The organism is Flavobacterium rivuli WB 3.3-2 = DSM 21788 (genome assembly GCF_000378485.1).
Classification (GTDB): Bacteria; Bacteroidota; Bacteroidia; order Flavobacteriales; family Flavobacteriaceae; genus Flavobacterium; species Flavobacterium rivuli.
This window is the reverse complement of record NZ_KB899971.1, coordinates 39003-53956: the sequence shown is the minus strand read 5'-3', so window position 1 is coordinate 53956 and position 14954 is coordinate 39003. Positions and strand designations below refer to the sequence as shown.

15 protein-coding genes and 1 pseudogene are annotated in these 14954 nt (G+C 40.3%); 12 read left to right on the top strand and 4 right to left on the bottom strand.

Translation table 11 applies throughout. From position 1 onward, the window contains the following. Positions 1-251 precede the first annotated feature (251 nt). Positions 252-809, top strand: coding sequence for a hypothetical protein (locus F565_RS0113270; protein ID WP_020213728.1), 558 nt, complete (start codon positions 252-254; stop codon positions 807-809). Positions 810-857: 48 nt separating this feature from the next. Further along, the gene (locus F565_RS21655) at positions 858-1301 is read left to right on the top strand and encodes a lipocalin-like domain-containing protein (RefSeq protein ID WP_020213727.1); all 444 of its coding nucleotides are present in this window, start codon (positions 858-860) and stop codon (positions 1299-1301) included. A 60-nt stretch (positions 1302-1361) separates the two neighbouring features. Here the strand turns inward: F565_RS21655 and F565_RS0113260 are convergent, their stop codons facing one another. Beyond that, the gene (locus F565_RS0113260; protein ID WP_020213726.1) at positions 1362-1742 is read right to left on the bottom strand and encodes a winged helix-turn-helix transcriptional regulator; all 381 of its coding nucleotides are present in this window, start codon (positions 1740-1742) and stop codon (positions 1362-1364) included. Between the two features lie 80 nt (positions 1743-1822). Here F565_RS0113260 and F565_RS0113255 point away from each other — a divergent pair, with 80 nt between their 5' ends. Then, a complete protein-coding gene (locus F565_RS0113255; RefSeq protein WP_020213725.1) occupies positions 1823-2701 on the top strand; it encodes an NAD(P)H-binding protein in 879 nt (292 codons plus the stop codon). 50 nt (positions 2702-2751) lie between these two features. Here the strand turns inward: F565_RS0113255 and F565_RS0113250 are convergent, their stop codons facing one another. After that, positions 2752-3717 (bottom strand): AraC family transcriptional regulator, encoded by a 966-nt coding sequence (locus tag F565_RS0113250; protein ID WP_020213724.1) that lies wholly within the window; start codon positions 3715-3717, stop codon positions 2752-2754. Positions 3718-3795: 78 nt separating this feature from the next. Between F565_RS0113250 and F565_RS0113245 the strand changes: the two genes are divergently transcribed. Both F565_RS0113245 and F565_RS23420 read left to right on the top strand, forming a co-directional pair. After that, the gene (locus tag F565_RS0113245; RefSeq protein ID WP_020213723.1) at positions 3796-4950 is read left to right on the top strand and encodes an FAD-dependent oxidoreductase; all 1155 of its coding nucleotides are present in this window, start codon (positions 3796-3798) and stop codon (positions 4948-4950) included. Positions 4951-5096: 146 nt separating this feature from the next. After that, positions 5097-6196, top strand: a pseudogene (locus tag F565_RS23420) (NAD(P)H-dependent flavin oxidoreductase). On the opposite strand, the gene F565_RS0113235 reads toward F565_RS23420, so the two are convergent. After that, positions 6197-7120 carry a helix-turn-helix domain-containing protein gene (locus tag F565_RS0113235; protein ID WP_020213721.1) on the bottom strand — a complete coding sequence of 308 codons (924 nt, stop codon included), beginning with the start codon at positions 7118-7120 and terminating at the stop codon, positions 6197-6199. A gap of 68 nt (positions 7121-7188) precedes the next feature. Beyond that, complete coding sequence (locus tag F565_RS0113230; RefSeq protein ID WP_020213720.1) at positions 7189-8028, bottom strand: SDR family NAD(P)-dependent oxidoreductase; 840 nt, start codon at positions 8026-8028, stop codon at positions 7189-7191. Between the two features lie 190 nt (positions 8029-8218). Here F565_RS0113230 and F565_RS0113225 point away from each other — a divergent pair, with 190 nt between their 5' ends. From F565_RS0113225 to F565_RS0113195, 7 genes are all read left to right on the top strand, one after another. After that, positions 8219-9022 carry an SDR family oxidoreductase gene (locus F565_RS0113225; RefSeq protein WP_020213719.1) on the top strand — a complete coding sequence of 268 codons (804 nt, stop codon included), beginning with the start codon at positions 8219-8221 and terminating at the stop codon, positions 9020-9022. A 66-nt stretch (positions 9023-9088) separates the two neighbouring features. Continuing rightward, positions 9089-9994, top strand: coding sequence for a helix-turn-helix domain-containing protein (locus F565_RS0113220; RefSeq protein WP_026300049.1), 906 nt, complete (start codon positions 9089-9091; stop codon positions 9992-9994). 212 nt (positions 9995-10206) lie between these two features. Then, positions 10207-11106, top strand: a complete 900-nt coding sequence (locus tag F565_RS0113215; protein WP_020213717.1) for a carbohydrate kinase family protein — start codon at positions 10207-10209, stop codon at positions 11104-11106. A 212-nt stretch (positions 11107-11318) separates the two neighbouring features. Further along, complete coding sequence (locus F565_RS21645) at positions 11319-11822, top strand: hypothetical protein (protein ID WP_020213716.1); 504 nt, start codon at positions 11319-11321, stop codon at positions 11820-11822. A 221-nt stretch (positions 11823-12043) separates the two neighbouring features. Beyond that, a complete protein-coding gene (locus F565_RS21640) occupies positions 12044-12433 on the top strand; it encodes a hypothetical protein (RefSeq protein WP_154652607.1) in 390 nt (129 codons plus the stop codon). 145 nt (positions 12434-12578) lie between these two features. Continuing rightward, on the top strand, positions 12579-13841 hold the full coding sequence (locus F565_RS0113200) for a TolC family protein (RefSeq protein ID WP_020213714.1): 1263 nt from the start codon (positions 12579-12581) through the stop codon (positions 13839-13841). A 3-nt stretch (positions 13842-13844) separates the two neighbouring features. Further along, the gene (locus F565_RS0113195) at positions 13845-14942 is read left to right on the top strand and encodes an efflux RND transporter periplasmic adaptor subunit (RefSeq protein ID WP_020213713.1); all 1098 of its coding nucleotides are present in this window, start codon (positions 13845-13847) and stop codon (positions 14940-14942) included. The last annotated feature ends 12 nt before the right edge of the window (positions 14943-14954 follow it).

The following is a 14954-nucleotide window of genomic DNA, read 5'->3' as shown; positions in this document are numbered from 1 at the left end:
TTTTGAGATGGCTCTTTTTTAGATTTTCGTAAATATGTTACAATTAATTTTTGTTTAATGCATTGGTAGGTAACAACATTGTGTTGGTTTATATTTTGTTATAACCGGTTTGCCAGTTTTTCAGGGTATAATAGGTTAACGATAGTATATACCTTTTTAACGATAGTTTTTGCCTGTTTAGTTATTTCTGATTTTTGCTGAAAACCATACCGTGTAGATTTGCTTCAATAACAGAATAAATCAACAAGATCATGGAAATTCAACAAACATCTCAAAATGCATTGTCTCACTCAACAGTAACTGCTATTATTAATGCCCCAATAGAAAAAGTAAATATTGCAGACTGGTTGCTAAACCTGCCGGACGCAGAGTACCAACGCTGCTCTACCCAACACCTTGGTGCGGGTATTACCACTACTTATGAAGGTGAGCCAATGTCTATAAATGTAGAAACTATAGGCGATGATTTAATGGTACAGCATTATGTGGCTACCGTACACAGGCCGGATTATTGCCGTATGTTATCTATATCTGACTCTATTACTAAAAACGGGCGTACTAAAGTTCAGGTTTTATGGGAGCTTAAAGCAACTAAAATTGACGATAAAACCACTCTGTACACTAACGAAATTCATGCTACCGCAACACCCCAAATGTTTGAGTATTTAAAAGAGCACGGCGTTAACCTTGCCGATGCAGCTGCATCAAGGCAGGCAGCATCTGATGCTCATAATCATGAAGAAACTCCAAATTTTGCCAAAAGCATAGAGAACAAAGCGTTAACCGGCAAATATAACCAACCGTTCTAATCGTAGCTTTTTTATACCACTTGGTACTTAACGTATAAACCTGTAATTATGAAAATCACATTACGTGAGCAGCTTATAGGGTCGTGGACTTTAACAGAATTAATTGAAGTGCCTGTAGATGGTACAGAAATTACATACCCTATGGGCAGGGAGCCTAAGGGAGTTATTATGTATAATCCTGACGGATATATGTCGGCACAAATAATGAAAATTAACCTTAGCCAGGTATCTGGCGGTGCATCTGCCTTAGATGGATTTACCCACGGTAATGCAACATATCTTGCTTACTCAGGTGCTTTTCATGCCGACGATAACAAACAAGTAGTAAGTCATACCATGTATGTTTCATTATTTTCTGACTGGATGGGCCATACACAAAGCCGCATTGTTCATTTTACTAACGGTTTTTTACATCTGGAAAGCGGCGAACCATTTATGGCAAGCGGCAGGCTGGTAACACATAGGCTTACATGGAAAAGGGTAGAACAATAACCAATAGCTTAAACACCTCACTATTTTAAAAGCGTAATCAATATTGGTTGCGCTTTTGTATTATAGTTTGCCGGGCTCCGCATCAAATTCGCCTTTTATGTCCTTAAAAGACCATTGTGCCATTTCGTGTATAATGGGCTGCAGCCCGTAACCTGCCTTAGTAAGGGTGTAGGTAACGTGGGGTGGTACAACAGGTTTTGCTTCCCTGATTACCAGTTTGTCCGCTTCCAGTTGCTTTAGGTGCTGTATAAGTACTTTCTCGGTTATGGCGGGTATCGTGCGTTTCAACTCGCTGTACCTTTTACCGCCGGCGGCAAGGTGGTACAATATTATGGGTTTCCAGTACCCGCCTATTTTTTCCATTAAATAGGTTACCGGGCAATTATCTAACGCATATTTCTTGTTTTCCTGAATAGTAGAGCTGTCTTTAATTGCTGTCATGATGCATACTTTAGGGTAAGTACTTGTATAAAAGTAAGTACAAATATACCTTTGTTATTATAATTATAAAAACAATAATCATGAAAATTACAATAGCAGGGTCGTTAGGAAACATAGGCAGGCCATTAACCCAGAATCTTGTAAAGGCAGGGCACGACGTAACCGTTATAAGCAGCAGCCCGGCACGGGAAGCAGATATTAATGCATTGGGCGCTAAAGCAGCAATAGGATATGTAAACGATAGTGCATTTCTTAATGATGCATTTACGGGTGCCCATGCTGTATTTACTATGACCCCGCCTAATATGGGCGGCAGCAATATTATTAAAAACACCACCCTTGCAGGAGAAGCTTTTGCACAGGCAATAAAACAATCGGGGGTGCAAAGGGTTGTTATGCTAAGCAGCATAGGTGGAGATTTACCAACAGGCAATGGCCCAATAGCAGGTTTATACAATATAGAGCAATTGTTTAACCAGCTAAATGGTGTAGCTATTACCTACCTTAGGGCAGGATATTTTTACACTAACTTTTATAATGATATTCCCCTTATTGAAGGAATGGATATTATGGGCGGTAATTTTCCAGATACGGCAGTACTGCCATTAGTACACCCTAATGATATAGCAGAAGCGGCAGCAGAAGAATTACAAAAAGCTGCCAGCGGAAATTACATAAGGTATATTGTAAGCGATGTTGTGCAGGCCGGGGCAGTTGCAAAAGCATTGGGTGTTGCCATAAACAAGCCTGAACTACCCTGGGTTGAATTTACAGATGAGCAGTCTTTACAGGGCATGCTACAGGCAGGATTACCCGAAGAAATTGCCGGATTATATACAGAAATGGGAACAGGGCTTAGTAACGGCAGTGTTGCATCGCACTTTCTTAAAACTAATGCACCGGTAACAGGAAAAATTAAACTGGAGGAATTTGCTAAAGAATTTGCTGCAAAATTTTAAATAGCAAGGCTTTACTGCTACAAGCGCAATCAGTTTTTGGTTGCGCTTTTTTAGTTTTCACTGGCCGAATATTTCTTGGGTTTCATGCCAATATGCTTTTCAAAAACTTTTGAGAAGTGGCTAAGGTTTGTAAAGCCTAATTGGTAGCCAACTTCTGAAACAGATAACCGCATTTCTTTTAGTAACCTTGCAGCTTCCTGCATACGGGCAGTTTGGTAATAATCAAAAATGCCTTTGCCAAAGGTTTGCCTAAAAAGCTTGCGCAATTTTGGCTGGCTCATATTAGCCTGTTTAGCGAGTAAGGCAATATTAGGCGGCTCATTAAGGTAAGACTGTAAATGCGCTTTTATAGCATATATAGCTTTTATATCGTTTATGTGCATACTGCTTGGCGGCACAGCCTCACGCTGCATGAGCAAGTTAAAAACATTGCATAATAACTCTTCGCATTTTAACCTGTAGTAATAGTTTTCCAGGTTTTCAGGCACGGGTTGGTTCAATATGTCGTTAGCGGTTTTTATTATTTCGGACGATATGCCGCTTTCAAATACAAAATTATTCTTAGCCTCCAGAATGCTTTTAATTACAGGGTGGTTTACTTCGCTAAAAAATCTATGCAGGTACTGTCTTGGTACTGCAATTGTAATACTCCCAAAAATGGTATCCGGCGGCATTTCTATTACAGATGAAACGGCATGCCTGCATATAAGCACATTTGCCTGTTCTGTATATAGCTGTTTTTCGGGCTGAATATGCGATGAAAACACACCGCTTAGCATAAAAACAATGTCGTCCTGATCGTCTGTCAGTTCATTTGTGCGCTCAATAATAACATTTTCTTTAAGGTGGTAATTGCGCAGCAGCATGCGCATGCCGTTATCCCAGTTAAAGCCCGTAATATAACCAGACCCTTTACTTTTAGGTATGTAAATAAACCGGCCGCTAACGGTTGCCCCAATTGCCTGGGCAAATTGAGACATGATGCCCAAACCTTTATCAATAAGCGATATTTTCATTTACGACTATTTTAGTATCTAAATAGGTTATTTTAACTGTAAAGGTATTTTTAATTTTGTAATATAAATAATAAAAATATGTTGTTACATAATAAGAGTATAGCTATAATAGGCGGTGGCCCCGGCGGGCTAACACTTGCAAGGCTTTTGCAAAACAAAGGAGTTACTGTAAAAGTATATGAAAGAGACAGCAGCAGAGACGTGCGCGTGCAGGGCGCAACACTCGACCTGCATTACCAATCGGGCCTTAAGGCGCTCGAAGCAGCAGGACTAATGGACGCCTTTAAAGAAAATTACAGGCCGGGTGCCGATAAGATTCGTATTCTTAATAAAGATGGTGTTATTTTTTTTGACGAACATGGCAAAGAGCCTGCGGACAATTTTGGCGACGAATGGTTTAGGCCGGAAATTGACCGTGCGCCATTAAGGGACCTGTTGCTGAATTCGTTACAGCCCGATACCGTTATATGGGACAGCCACATTGTGTCGCTTAAAAAAGTTGACGATGCCTGGCAAATAATTTTTAAAAACGGGACTACTGCCATTGCAGATGTTATTGTAGGTGCCGATGGCGCAAACTCTAAAATTCGACCGTTTGTTACACCCGTTAAACCTTTTTATTCCGGCGTTACTATTTTAGAACGCAATATTTATGACGCTAAAAACAACGCCCCAAAAATTTACAAGCTGCTACAGGGGGGCAAGATCATGGCTTTTGGCGACAGCAAAACAATAACCATGAGTGCCAAGGGCGATGGCAGCCTGGATTTTTATATAGGTTTTAAAGCAGTTGATGGCTGGGTTAAAGAAAGTGGCACTGATTTTAAAGACAATATAAAGATTTTAGAATGGTTTAAAAACGAATATGCTGCATGGGATGACTCGTGGCAGGAACTATTTGAATATACCGAAAGCTATTTTACACCAAGGCCATTATACTGCATGCCATTAAACCAGTACTGGAAAGCGCAACCGGATATTACCCTGATAGGTGATGCCGCCCACCTGATGCCGCCTTATGCAGGCGAAGGGGTAAATATAGCAATGCTTGATGCGCTACAGTTAAGTGATAGCCTAACGGGAAACAGTTTTACAAATTTAAAATCGGCAATTGCAGGCTATGAAGAGGAAATGTTTAAAAGGTTTGCAGAGGTGGGGCAAGAATCGTTAGATAATACCCACTGGATGCACTCTCAGGAGGGATTATCAAAAATAATAGAGCTGTTTACATAGCGTATGTAATGAGCATATAGGTTTATTTGTGTTAGTTAAACGACTGCCTGAAAGCTACAGCAAACGTTGCTATTTAATTACTGTAATTATTTACCCGTCAATAATTTGGGTTGCGTTTTTTATGTTTATAAAATTAAAATGCAGGCATGCCATTTATTTGTAACTTTATAGTAAAGGAGTGTATGTGCACAAATAATACAGCTATGCAGGAAATTACAAGGCTTTTTAATATAAAATACCCTATTGTTCAGGCGCCTATGCTTGGGGTTACATCGCCCTCTATGGTTGCTGCAGTTTGCAATGCAGGGGCACTTGGCTCGCTGCCTGCAGGTGGCCTGTCGCCCGATAGGGTGTCTTCCTTAATTAAAGAAACAAAAAGCCTGACAGATAAACCGTTTGCCGTTAACCTGTTTGCGCATTTGCCGGCCGCTAAAGTACAGGCCCATAAGTTAGCGTTAATGCAGGATTTCCTGGAACGCATTTGTGCGAAGTATACAATACCATTTGAAAGGCAGGACATTGACGAATTTCGCTTTTACTACTACGAAGATGTAATAGACATCCTGTTGCAGCAAGACATTCCTGTAGTAAGTTTTACTTTTGGACAGCTTAAAGAAGAAGTAATTGCCGCCTTAAAAGCCAAAGGTACTATTTTAGCAGGAACCGCCACAACTGTTGCCGAAGCTAAGGTTTTAGCAGCTACCGGGGTAGATGTTATAGCTGTGCAGGGTATAGAGGCTGGGGGCACAGGGGCACTTTTTTGCACGATGAGGTACTGCCACAGGTTGGGCTGTTTTCGCTTTTGCCTCAAATAGCCGATGAGGTTAATGTACCGCTGCTTGCAGCGGGAGGTATTTATGACAGTAAGACTATTAATGCTGCGCTTGCGCTTGGAGCATCTGGTGTGCAAATAGGCACACCATTTATCACAGCACACGAAAGTACTGCCAGCGAAGCCTATAAAACAGCCGTGCTTAATGCAGATGATACTGCTACAGTTCTTACAAGGGCATTTTCCGGACGTTGGGCAAGGGGCATTGCAAACGAATTTATGAAAGAGATGGATGCCGCCGGTCTTGAAATCCCATACTATACTTTGCAAAATCAGTTAATGGCACCTGTAAGGAGCTTTGCCCAGCAAAATAATATAAAAGATTTTATTGCACTATGGGCAGGGCAATCTGCGGGGAAAAGTAAAAGAGCTTCAACAGATGCTATTATTAAAGCTTTGATAAGCTATTTGTAATTAGTTAAACGACTGCCTGAATTGTAAGGGCGATACACTTGTTTTTGTTTTAAATAGCTTGCTGAACGATTGCGGATGCTCAAAACCCAGGGCATAAGCAATCTCGCTTATAGAAAGTTCTGTGGCAGATAGTTTTTCTTTAGCCTTTTCTATTAATTTATGGTGTATGTGGTGCTGTGTATTATGCCCGGTAAGGGATCGTAGCATATCGCTTAAGTAACTTGCAGATATATTTAAAGTATCGGCCAGGTATTGTACAGTAGGTATTCCGTGGTTTACAGATTTTTCGGTATTAAAATACTCTTCTAAAATTTCTTCCAGTTTTTGCAGCATGGTATTACTTACTGCCTTGCGGGTAATAAACTGGCGTTTGTAAAATCGGTTGGCATAGTTAAGCAGCAACTCTATTTGAGATATAATAACGTCCTGGCTAAAATCGTCTATCCTGCTGTTAAGTTCGTCTTCAATAATTTTAAATAAAGAGATTATAGTGTCCTTTTCAGCGTCAGATAAATGCAATGCCTCGTTAGCCGAATAGGAAAAAAAGCCATACTGTTTTATGGTTTTTGCTAACGGATACGACAATAAAAAATCAGGATGAATGAGCAGCGTGTAAAGCGAACATATTTTGCCGTTACCGGCAACATCCGGCCCAATAATTTGGTTAGGTGCGGCAAAAAGCAACCCACCTTCATCAAAATCATAGTAATGCTGGCCGTATTTTAACTTGCCGCTAAGGCTTGGCTTATAGGATATTTTGTAAAAGTTTAGTACATGAGGCTGGTGTACGGCAGTTTCTACAACCTTGTTGCTTTCGCTGTCTATAAGTGTTATAAGCGGATGCTGGGGCTGTGCCAGGCCAAAGGCACGTGCAGCCTCTGTTAATGAGGCAAAATTTAACGGGATGTTTTCTTCCTTATTCATCTCATAGGTTTTTATAACAAAGATAACCGATATTGATTTACCGGTTATCCTGCATATTATTTTGTTTTTTAAATACCCTGCGCCGCAGATGCCACATCATCCCATTTTTCCCATTCTGCCATTCTCTCGGCATACGCTGTTTTTACCCACGGCAGGTTATGGCTGCCCAGGTGTATACGTAAAGGCGGATTCTCTGCATCCACAACTGCAAAGACGGCATTTGGCGTGGCCTCCGGGTTTCCTCTTTCAAGATTGCTTAAATCTTTAAAAAAGTTTTCTTTAAAATCAGTGTAAATGTCAAGGCCTGCGGCAAACTTTAAAGAGTCTGCACTGCCAAACTCGGTAGCATAAGCACCCGGTTCTATAATGGTAACTTTAATGCCAAAGGCTTTAACCTCTGTAGCAAGGCTTTCGTGTATGGCCTCAAAAGCCCATTTAGAAGAGGCATAGTAACCTATAACCGGCAGCGTTACATGGCCCAGGTTGCTCGATGTGCCCATAATATGCCCGTAGCCCTGTGCTCTTAAGAGTGGCAAAGCAGCCTGTATTACGGCAACCGGACCTAATATATTTGTTTCATACAGTGCCCTTATGTCATCTGCACTGCACTCTTCTATGGTACCCACGAGCGAATATCCGGCATTGTTAAGAACAACATCCAGCCTGCCAAAGTGGGCGTGGGCTTGCGCTACGGTTGCCTTTACCTGTTCTGCATTGGTTACATCAAGTTCCAGCGTAAGTACATTATCCCCATATTGTTCTTTAAGGCCGGCAATGCTTGCAAGGCTGCGTGCTGTGGCAGCAACTTTATCGCCGCGTTTAAGTGCGGCATCTGCCCACACACGGCCAAAACCGCGCGATGCACCTGTAATGAACCAAACTTTTCCTGTTTTACTACTATTAGACATGTTGTATGTTTTAAATTAATAACATAACAAAGGTCTGGTTATACATGGTCTTGCTTTTAGCCTAAATGAGGGTTTAAGTAGCCTAATTGAGAATGCCGTCTTTAGTTTGGAAACAACTAACCCCGTTTTGGAAACACGCAGCGGTTTTACTTGTTGCAACTTTGTCGTGTAAATTTTTAACAACAAAGAAATGGCAAATACAATTTTTATTACAGGAGCATCTTCAGGTTTAGGCAAAGCTACAGCAAAGTTGTTTCAGTCTGAGGGCTGGAATGTTCTCGCTACCATGCGCAACCCTGAAAAAGAAACAGAACTTATACAATTAGAAAACGTTACCCTTTTACCGCTCGACGTTACAAACCCGGAGCAAATTAAAACCACGGCAGCAAAAGCTATTGCCCAGCACAGTATAGATGTGGTGTTTAATAATGCCGGTTATGGACTGATGGGCGCTCTGGAAGCCTTTAGCGATGAACAGGTTTTAAGGCAAATAAATACAAACCTGCTTGGTGTGTTAAGGGTTACGCAGGCATTTATTCCACACTTTAGGAAAAAGAGGAATGGTGTGTTTATAAGCACAACATCTATGGGCGGGCTGCTGGCGTTTCCGTTGCATTCCCTTTACCATGCTACAAAATTTGGTGTAGAAGGCTGGTCAGAGAGTATGTCGTTCGAGCTTGGCCTACACAATATAAAAATTAAGACCGTTGCACCGGGTGGTTTTGCTACCGATTTTTTAGGCAGGTCGCTGGACAGGAATTCTATGCCTGAATATAAAGAGTTAGAAGACAAGCTATTTACAATTATGGACGGAATGATGGAAGCAGCATCTCCCGTTGAGGCTATTGCATCTGTGGTTTATGAGGCTGCAACCGATGGTAAAGACCAGGTACGCTATATAGCAGGAGATGATGCAAAGGCGGCCTACGCAAGGCGGCTTGAAATAGGCAGTGAGGAATCGAGGAAAGAGATAAGGGCAATGATACTTGGGTAGCATTAAAAAGTACAGGCAATTGGATTGAGAAACATTTGCCTGTTGTAACTTTATAAAAAAATTGAAATGAGAACCATCAATTCCATATCACAATTTCATAGGTTGGTATCGTTACCGGAACCTTTGCATCCGTTAGTTAGTGTGGTGCGTGTTCAGGACATGCGTTTTAACAATGACACTTTCAGGGAGCAGTTTTCGCTGGATTTTTATTGCGTGTCTTTAAAAAGAGGGATCGTGGGAAAGGTAAAGTATGGCCAGCGCTATTATGATTATGATAAAGGCCTCATGACTTTTATTGCGCCTAAGCAAATTCAGGCGCTTGACACGCCAGATGATACTACCCCGGATTCCGGTATTGGGCTTGCCCTTTTGTTCCATCCCGATTTTTTATATGCCCACGCGCTTGCCACAGCTATTAAAGACTATGGTTTCTTTTCTTACAGCGTTAGCGAGGCACTGCACCTTTCGGATAAAGAAGAGAAGAACATTGCCGATATCTTTACAAAAATAGATGAAGAATACCAGCATATAGATAAGCACACACAGGGCGTAATACTCTCTCAAATAGATTTACTGTTAACCTACAGCAACCGTTTTTACGAAAGGCAGTTTATTACGCGCAAAGCCGTAAATCACGATTTACTCACTAAAATGGAACAGTTGCTTAATGATAGTTTTAAAGAGGAACAAACCCTTAAAAACGGCCTGCTTACTGTTGAAGCTTTAGCAAGTAAACTTAATGTATCGCCACATTATTTAAGCGATATGCTGCGATCGCTTACAGGACAAAGTGCACAACAGCACATTCATGATAAACTTATAGAGAAGGCTAAAGAATACCTCTCTGTAACAAACCTTTCTGTGGCAGAGATTGCCTATCATCTGGGTTTCGAATATCCACAGTCATTCAATAAGCTATTTAAAAAGAAAATGAATGTATCGCCGTTAGAGTTTAGGCAAACATTTAATTAATCATTGCATGAACCTAATATAAAATATACACTGGCGCAACCGGAAATCCGGTTGCGCTTTTTTATGTTAAAAAGACAAAAATTACAGGTTAAGTTAACGCTATATATAAGTTGGATACATTTTTGTGTGTAAGAGTTTATATAACTTTAGACTTTGATTTCATATTACCAAAATTGTAGTAACGGCACTGCCAAAATAAAAACCAACTAACTATGTATAACCAAGGTAAGCTTAATGCTGTATGTTATGGCGAAGTGCTGTGGGATGTTTTTGCCAACGATAAAAAAATAGGCGGCGCACCGCTTAATGTAGCCTTGCGGATGCAGGCACTGGGTTGCAATGCGGCAATGATAAGCTGTGTGGGTAATGACAACGACGGCAAAGATATTATTGCTTATGTAAGTAACCAGGGGCTGGATACCGGCGCTATTACAATAAATAATGATTATCCTACAGGAGTGGTTCAGGTTTTATTAAATGAAAGGGGAAGTGCCACTTACGAAATAAAATATCCGTCGGCGTGGGATAAAATAACCTTAAACGATCATGCCCGCAGCCTTGTGGCTAATGCCGATGTGCTTATATACGGCAGCCTCGTATGCCGGGATACGGTATCTAAAAAATCGCTCGAAGAATTGCTTAAAAGTGATGTATATAAAGTCTTTGATGTTAATTTGCGTAAGCCTAACTATACCGCAGCCGGGCTTGAAGACCTTATGCAGGCTTCGGATTTTGTAAAGTTTAATGACGAAGAGTTGCTGGAAATTGCAGTTAGCCTTGGTTCTAAGCACACATTGCCCGAAGATAATATGGTATTTGTTGCCAATGTAGCTAAGTTAAAAGGTGTTTGTGTAACTAAGGGTAAGCATGGGGCTACGTTACTGTGGAACGGGACTATGTACCGCAACGATGGTTATACAATTACCGTTGCCGATACTGTAGGGGCGGGAGATTCTTTTCTTGCTGCACTTATAACCGGCTTACTTACTGGCGCCGACCCACAAAAAACGGTGGATTTTGCCTGTGCCTTAGGTGCTTTGGTTGCAGGGGAGGCAGGGGCCAATCCGGAGATATCTGCAGAGCAGATTGAAAAGATCATGCAAAAAGTGTAGTATGCTTTTAAGTGTAAACGCTTGTAATGCAAATACTAAGGTGGGTTGTGTAGTGCGCTTTTAACACTAAAAACTTAACATTGGCGAATGTGTTTATTGAGTATTTTTGTTAATGATAAATTTACAATTAATTAATACTGATGAAGTTATTAATTAAGCAGTAGTTATCGTCCCACTAGAGAAGAAAGTATACTAATAAAGACAATTTACAAATGGAACTACCTGTTAACACAAACCCTGAAACTGAAGAAAACAATTTAACTACAGAAAACGCAACTCCTGAAACTGCTGTAACTACAGAGGCTACTGCACCTGTTGTTACAGAAAAGCCTAAACCTGTACGCAAACCGGCAGCCCCACGTAAACCGGTTGCTAAAGTAGCCCCTGCTACTGAAGAAAGGGCAGAACAGACTCCAGCCGTAGCAGAAATTACAGAAACTCCTGCTGAAGAAGCAGTTTTAGAGATTAATGAAGTAGTTGCTGTTGTTAAAGAGAAAAAGTCTAAGAAAAAAGCTAAAAAAAATAAGCTTAAAGCCCAGGCAAAGAAAAAAGCTAAAAAATCTAAGAACAATAAATCTAAGAAAGCAAAGGCTAAAAAGAAAGACAACGCAAAAAAGCAAAAAGCAAAAGATAAGGCTAAAGCAAAGAAAAAAGCAAAAGCAAAAAAACAGGTTAAAGCTAAAAAGAAAGCGAAATCTAAAAACAAGAAAAAATAATAGTACAAAACCCGGTTTGCATTTGCAAACCGGGTTTTTGCTTTTTAGCCTTCCCTGAAAGCGTCAGCATTCGAGCACCTTTGCCAACTAAATTAAACCTGTATTGGTTAACGAAAACATTATAGTTAATATTTTTTCTTATTAAAACAGGCTTTCAGTTTTTTTTGGCAGGATTTATGCTGTCTTTAACATAATTGTAGTTACTTTTGGATGCTTACAAAATGAAGTATATAAAAAATCATATAGGAAATCGTGTTTTGTGCTTGCTTATGGCTTTGCACATACTCAATTTTAGTATAGATAATCCGCATACTTTATTTGAGCACAATAAGGTGCAGGCTAACTTTAACGAGATAGACAGTGTTGTAGAGTTAGTGCTTGAAGATGTATTGAATATAGAAAACGCAATACCGGAGCACCACTCTAAAACTCCCATTACAAATAAATTTAATGCTAAAAAAGTGGTTTGGGTTTTTGAGCAATACCAGCCCCTGCAATTTAAAAAAACAATAGCGGTAAACTACAAGCCTGCTTTTAGTGCTACTTTTTATTCGCACCAAATTTACAATTCCCCGTTACTCACTTTATTTTCTCCGCCTCCGCAGGCTTAAATACTATTTTTTTATCAATACGTGTAGCTTTTTAGTTTTCTAAAAGGTTATGTGCTGTATGTGCTATGCATTTACCGGCTTTTGGTATTGTTATGTTTTGCATTGTGCAAAACCATATCCTTAATAGTATTTAATAAATAAGATCATGGAATTTAAAAAATTCTCTGTCTGGATAGCACTATTGCTATTACAGGCAGTTGCTGTAGCGCAGGCCCCACAGCCGGCTACACTTACAATAAAACAGGCCGAAGAGCTGTTTTTTAAAAACAATTTCCTTCTGCTTGCCCAGCAATATAACATAGATAAGGCCGGTGCCCAGATAATACAGGCCAAGGTATACCCTAACCCTGAGGTTACTGCCGATATGATAGGTTTTGAAGGGCAGAACAACAAGTATTTCCCTACGGGTAAAAACGGCAATTTTGCCGCAGGCCTGGAGCAGCTTATCCTTTTAGGCGGTAAACGCAAAGCCCAGATAGAACTTGCCAAACTGGATAAAAAACTGGCAGAAGCTGAGCTTACAGATATTACCCGCAATTTACAATTGCAAATATGGGAGTCTTTTTACACCCTGCACAACCAGCAAAAAGTTATAGAAAAATACAACAAGTTGCTGGATAAGCTGGATTATCTTATTACAAGTTACCAGGTACAGGTAGATAAAAACAACATTGCCTTAAAAGATTTAGTGCGTTTAAAATCGGTTTATGTAAAGATAAACAACGACAAATCTGAAGAAAGCGCTGTACTTATAGAGCAGCAGCAAAAGCTTAATATATTATTGGGGCTTAGTGCAAATACAGAGGCAATTTATACTACAGATGAGGCCAATGCTTATGCGAACAACGGCATTTTATATGATGATGTTTTAGCCAAATCGTTAGCCAACAGGCCAGACCTTAACCAGGCAAAACTGGAAATAGAGTCGGCTAAGCTTAATGTATCGTTACAAAAAAAACTTGCCATACCCGATATTACATTACGTGCAGGTTACAACCAGCAGGGTGATGCCTTTTTTCACCAGGCAAATGTAGGTATTGGTATACCGCTTCCCATTTTCGACAGGAACAGGGGTAATATACAAACTGCAAAAATACAGGTAGAGCAGGGCCTTAAAAATGCCGACTACAAACAACTGCAAATTACTAATGAAGTACTGGCGGCGTATCAAAATTATACACGCAGTGTAGATGAATACAAGCGTATTACCAAACTTATTAATCAGGATTTTGATGCTGTATATACCGGGATAACAAACAATTTCCAGAAAGGGAATGTATCGATGATAGAGTTTGCCGATTTTTTTGAATCATATAATGAGGCACAAACAGAGGTAGAAAGGGTAAAAGAACAACTTGCCCTTGCAGCCGCGCAGATTAATTATGTAACCGGAACTAAAAACTTTTAAAAAATGAAAACTCCACAATATATATTCCTTATAGCAATGGCTTCTCTTTTTGTACTAACAGGTTGTGAAAAAAAGAAGGAGGCTGTTGAAGAAGATATAGCAAAGAAATTTGTAATGACCGATACCATGTATAACGAAAGCACCTTTGCAACGGCAAAAACAGAGCTGGCACAAAATGAGCTTAGGTTGTTTGGTAAGGTAACCGCCGATAATAACAGCATAGCGCAGGTGTACCCGGCTGTGGGCGGCAACGTAATAAAAATTAATGTAGAGCTGGGCGACTTTGTAAAACAGGGCCAGTTGCTGGCAAGCATTCGCAGTAGCGAGGTGGCGGGTTTTCAGAGCCAGACCAGCGATGCCGATGCTAATGTGTCTATTGCAGAGCGTAACCTGCAAAGCGTTAAAGATATGTATGAGGGCAAACTGGCATCTGAAAAAGAGCTTGTTATGGCACAAAAAGAACTGCAAAAAGCAAAGGCAGAAAAAGCAAGGATGGGCGAGATAAACAACATCTATAAGCTTAAAAGCGGCTCTGTTTACAATATGTATGCGCCCATAAGCGGTTATGTGGTATCTAAAGACATTAGCCCTAATGAGCTGCTGTCTACTAACCGTGAAGATGGTGTATTTGCCATTGCCAAGCTTGACGATGTGTGGGTACTGGCTAACGTAAACGAGAGCGACCTTAGCAAAGTAAAACAAGGGCAGGAAGCCACTATACAAACCATTGCATACCCCGATAAAAATATTGCCGGTAAAATAGATAAGGTGTTTAATGTTATAGACCCAAATACAAGGGCTGCTAAAGCACTTATAAAAGTACACAACCATGACATTGCCCTTAAACCGGAGATGAATGCTACCGTTACCATTAATTATGCCGATGCCGATAAATATATTGCTATACCAAGCGAGGCAGTAGTGTTTGATAAGAACAAGAATTTTGTAATGGTGTTTAAGTCTAAAGATAATATAGAGACCCGCGAGGTACAGGTGTACAGGGCACTCGATAAAACTACTTACTTATCTGCCGGGCTTAAAGAGGGCGAGAAAGTAATAGTAAAAAGCAATTTGTTAATCTATGATGCTATAAACGATTAAACGTAAAAGAAG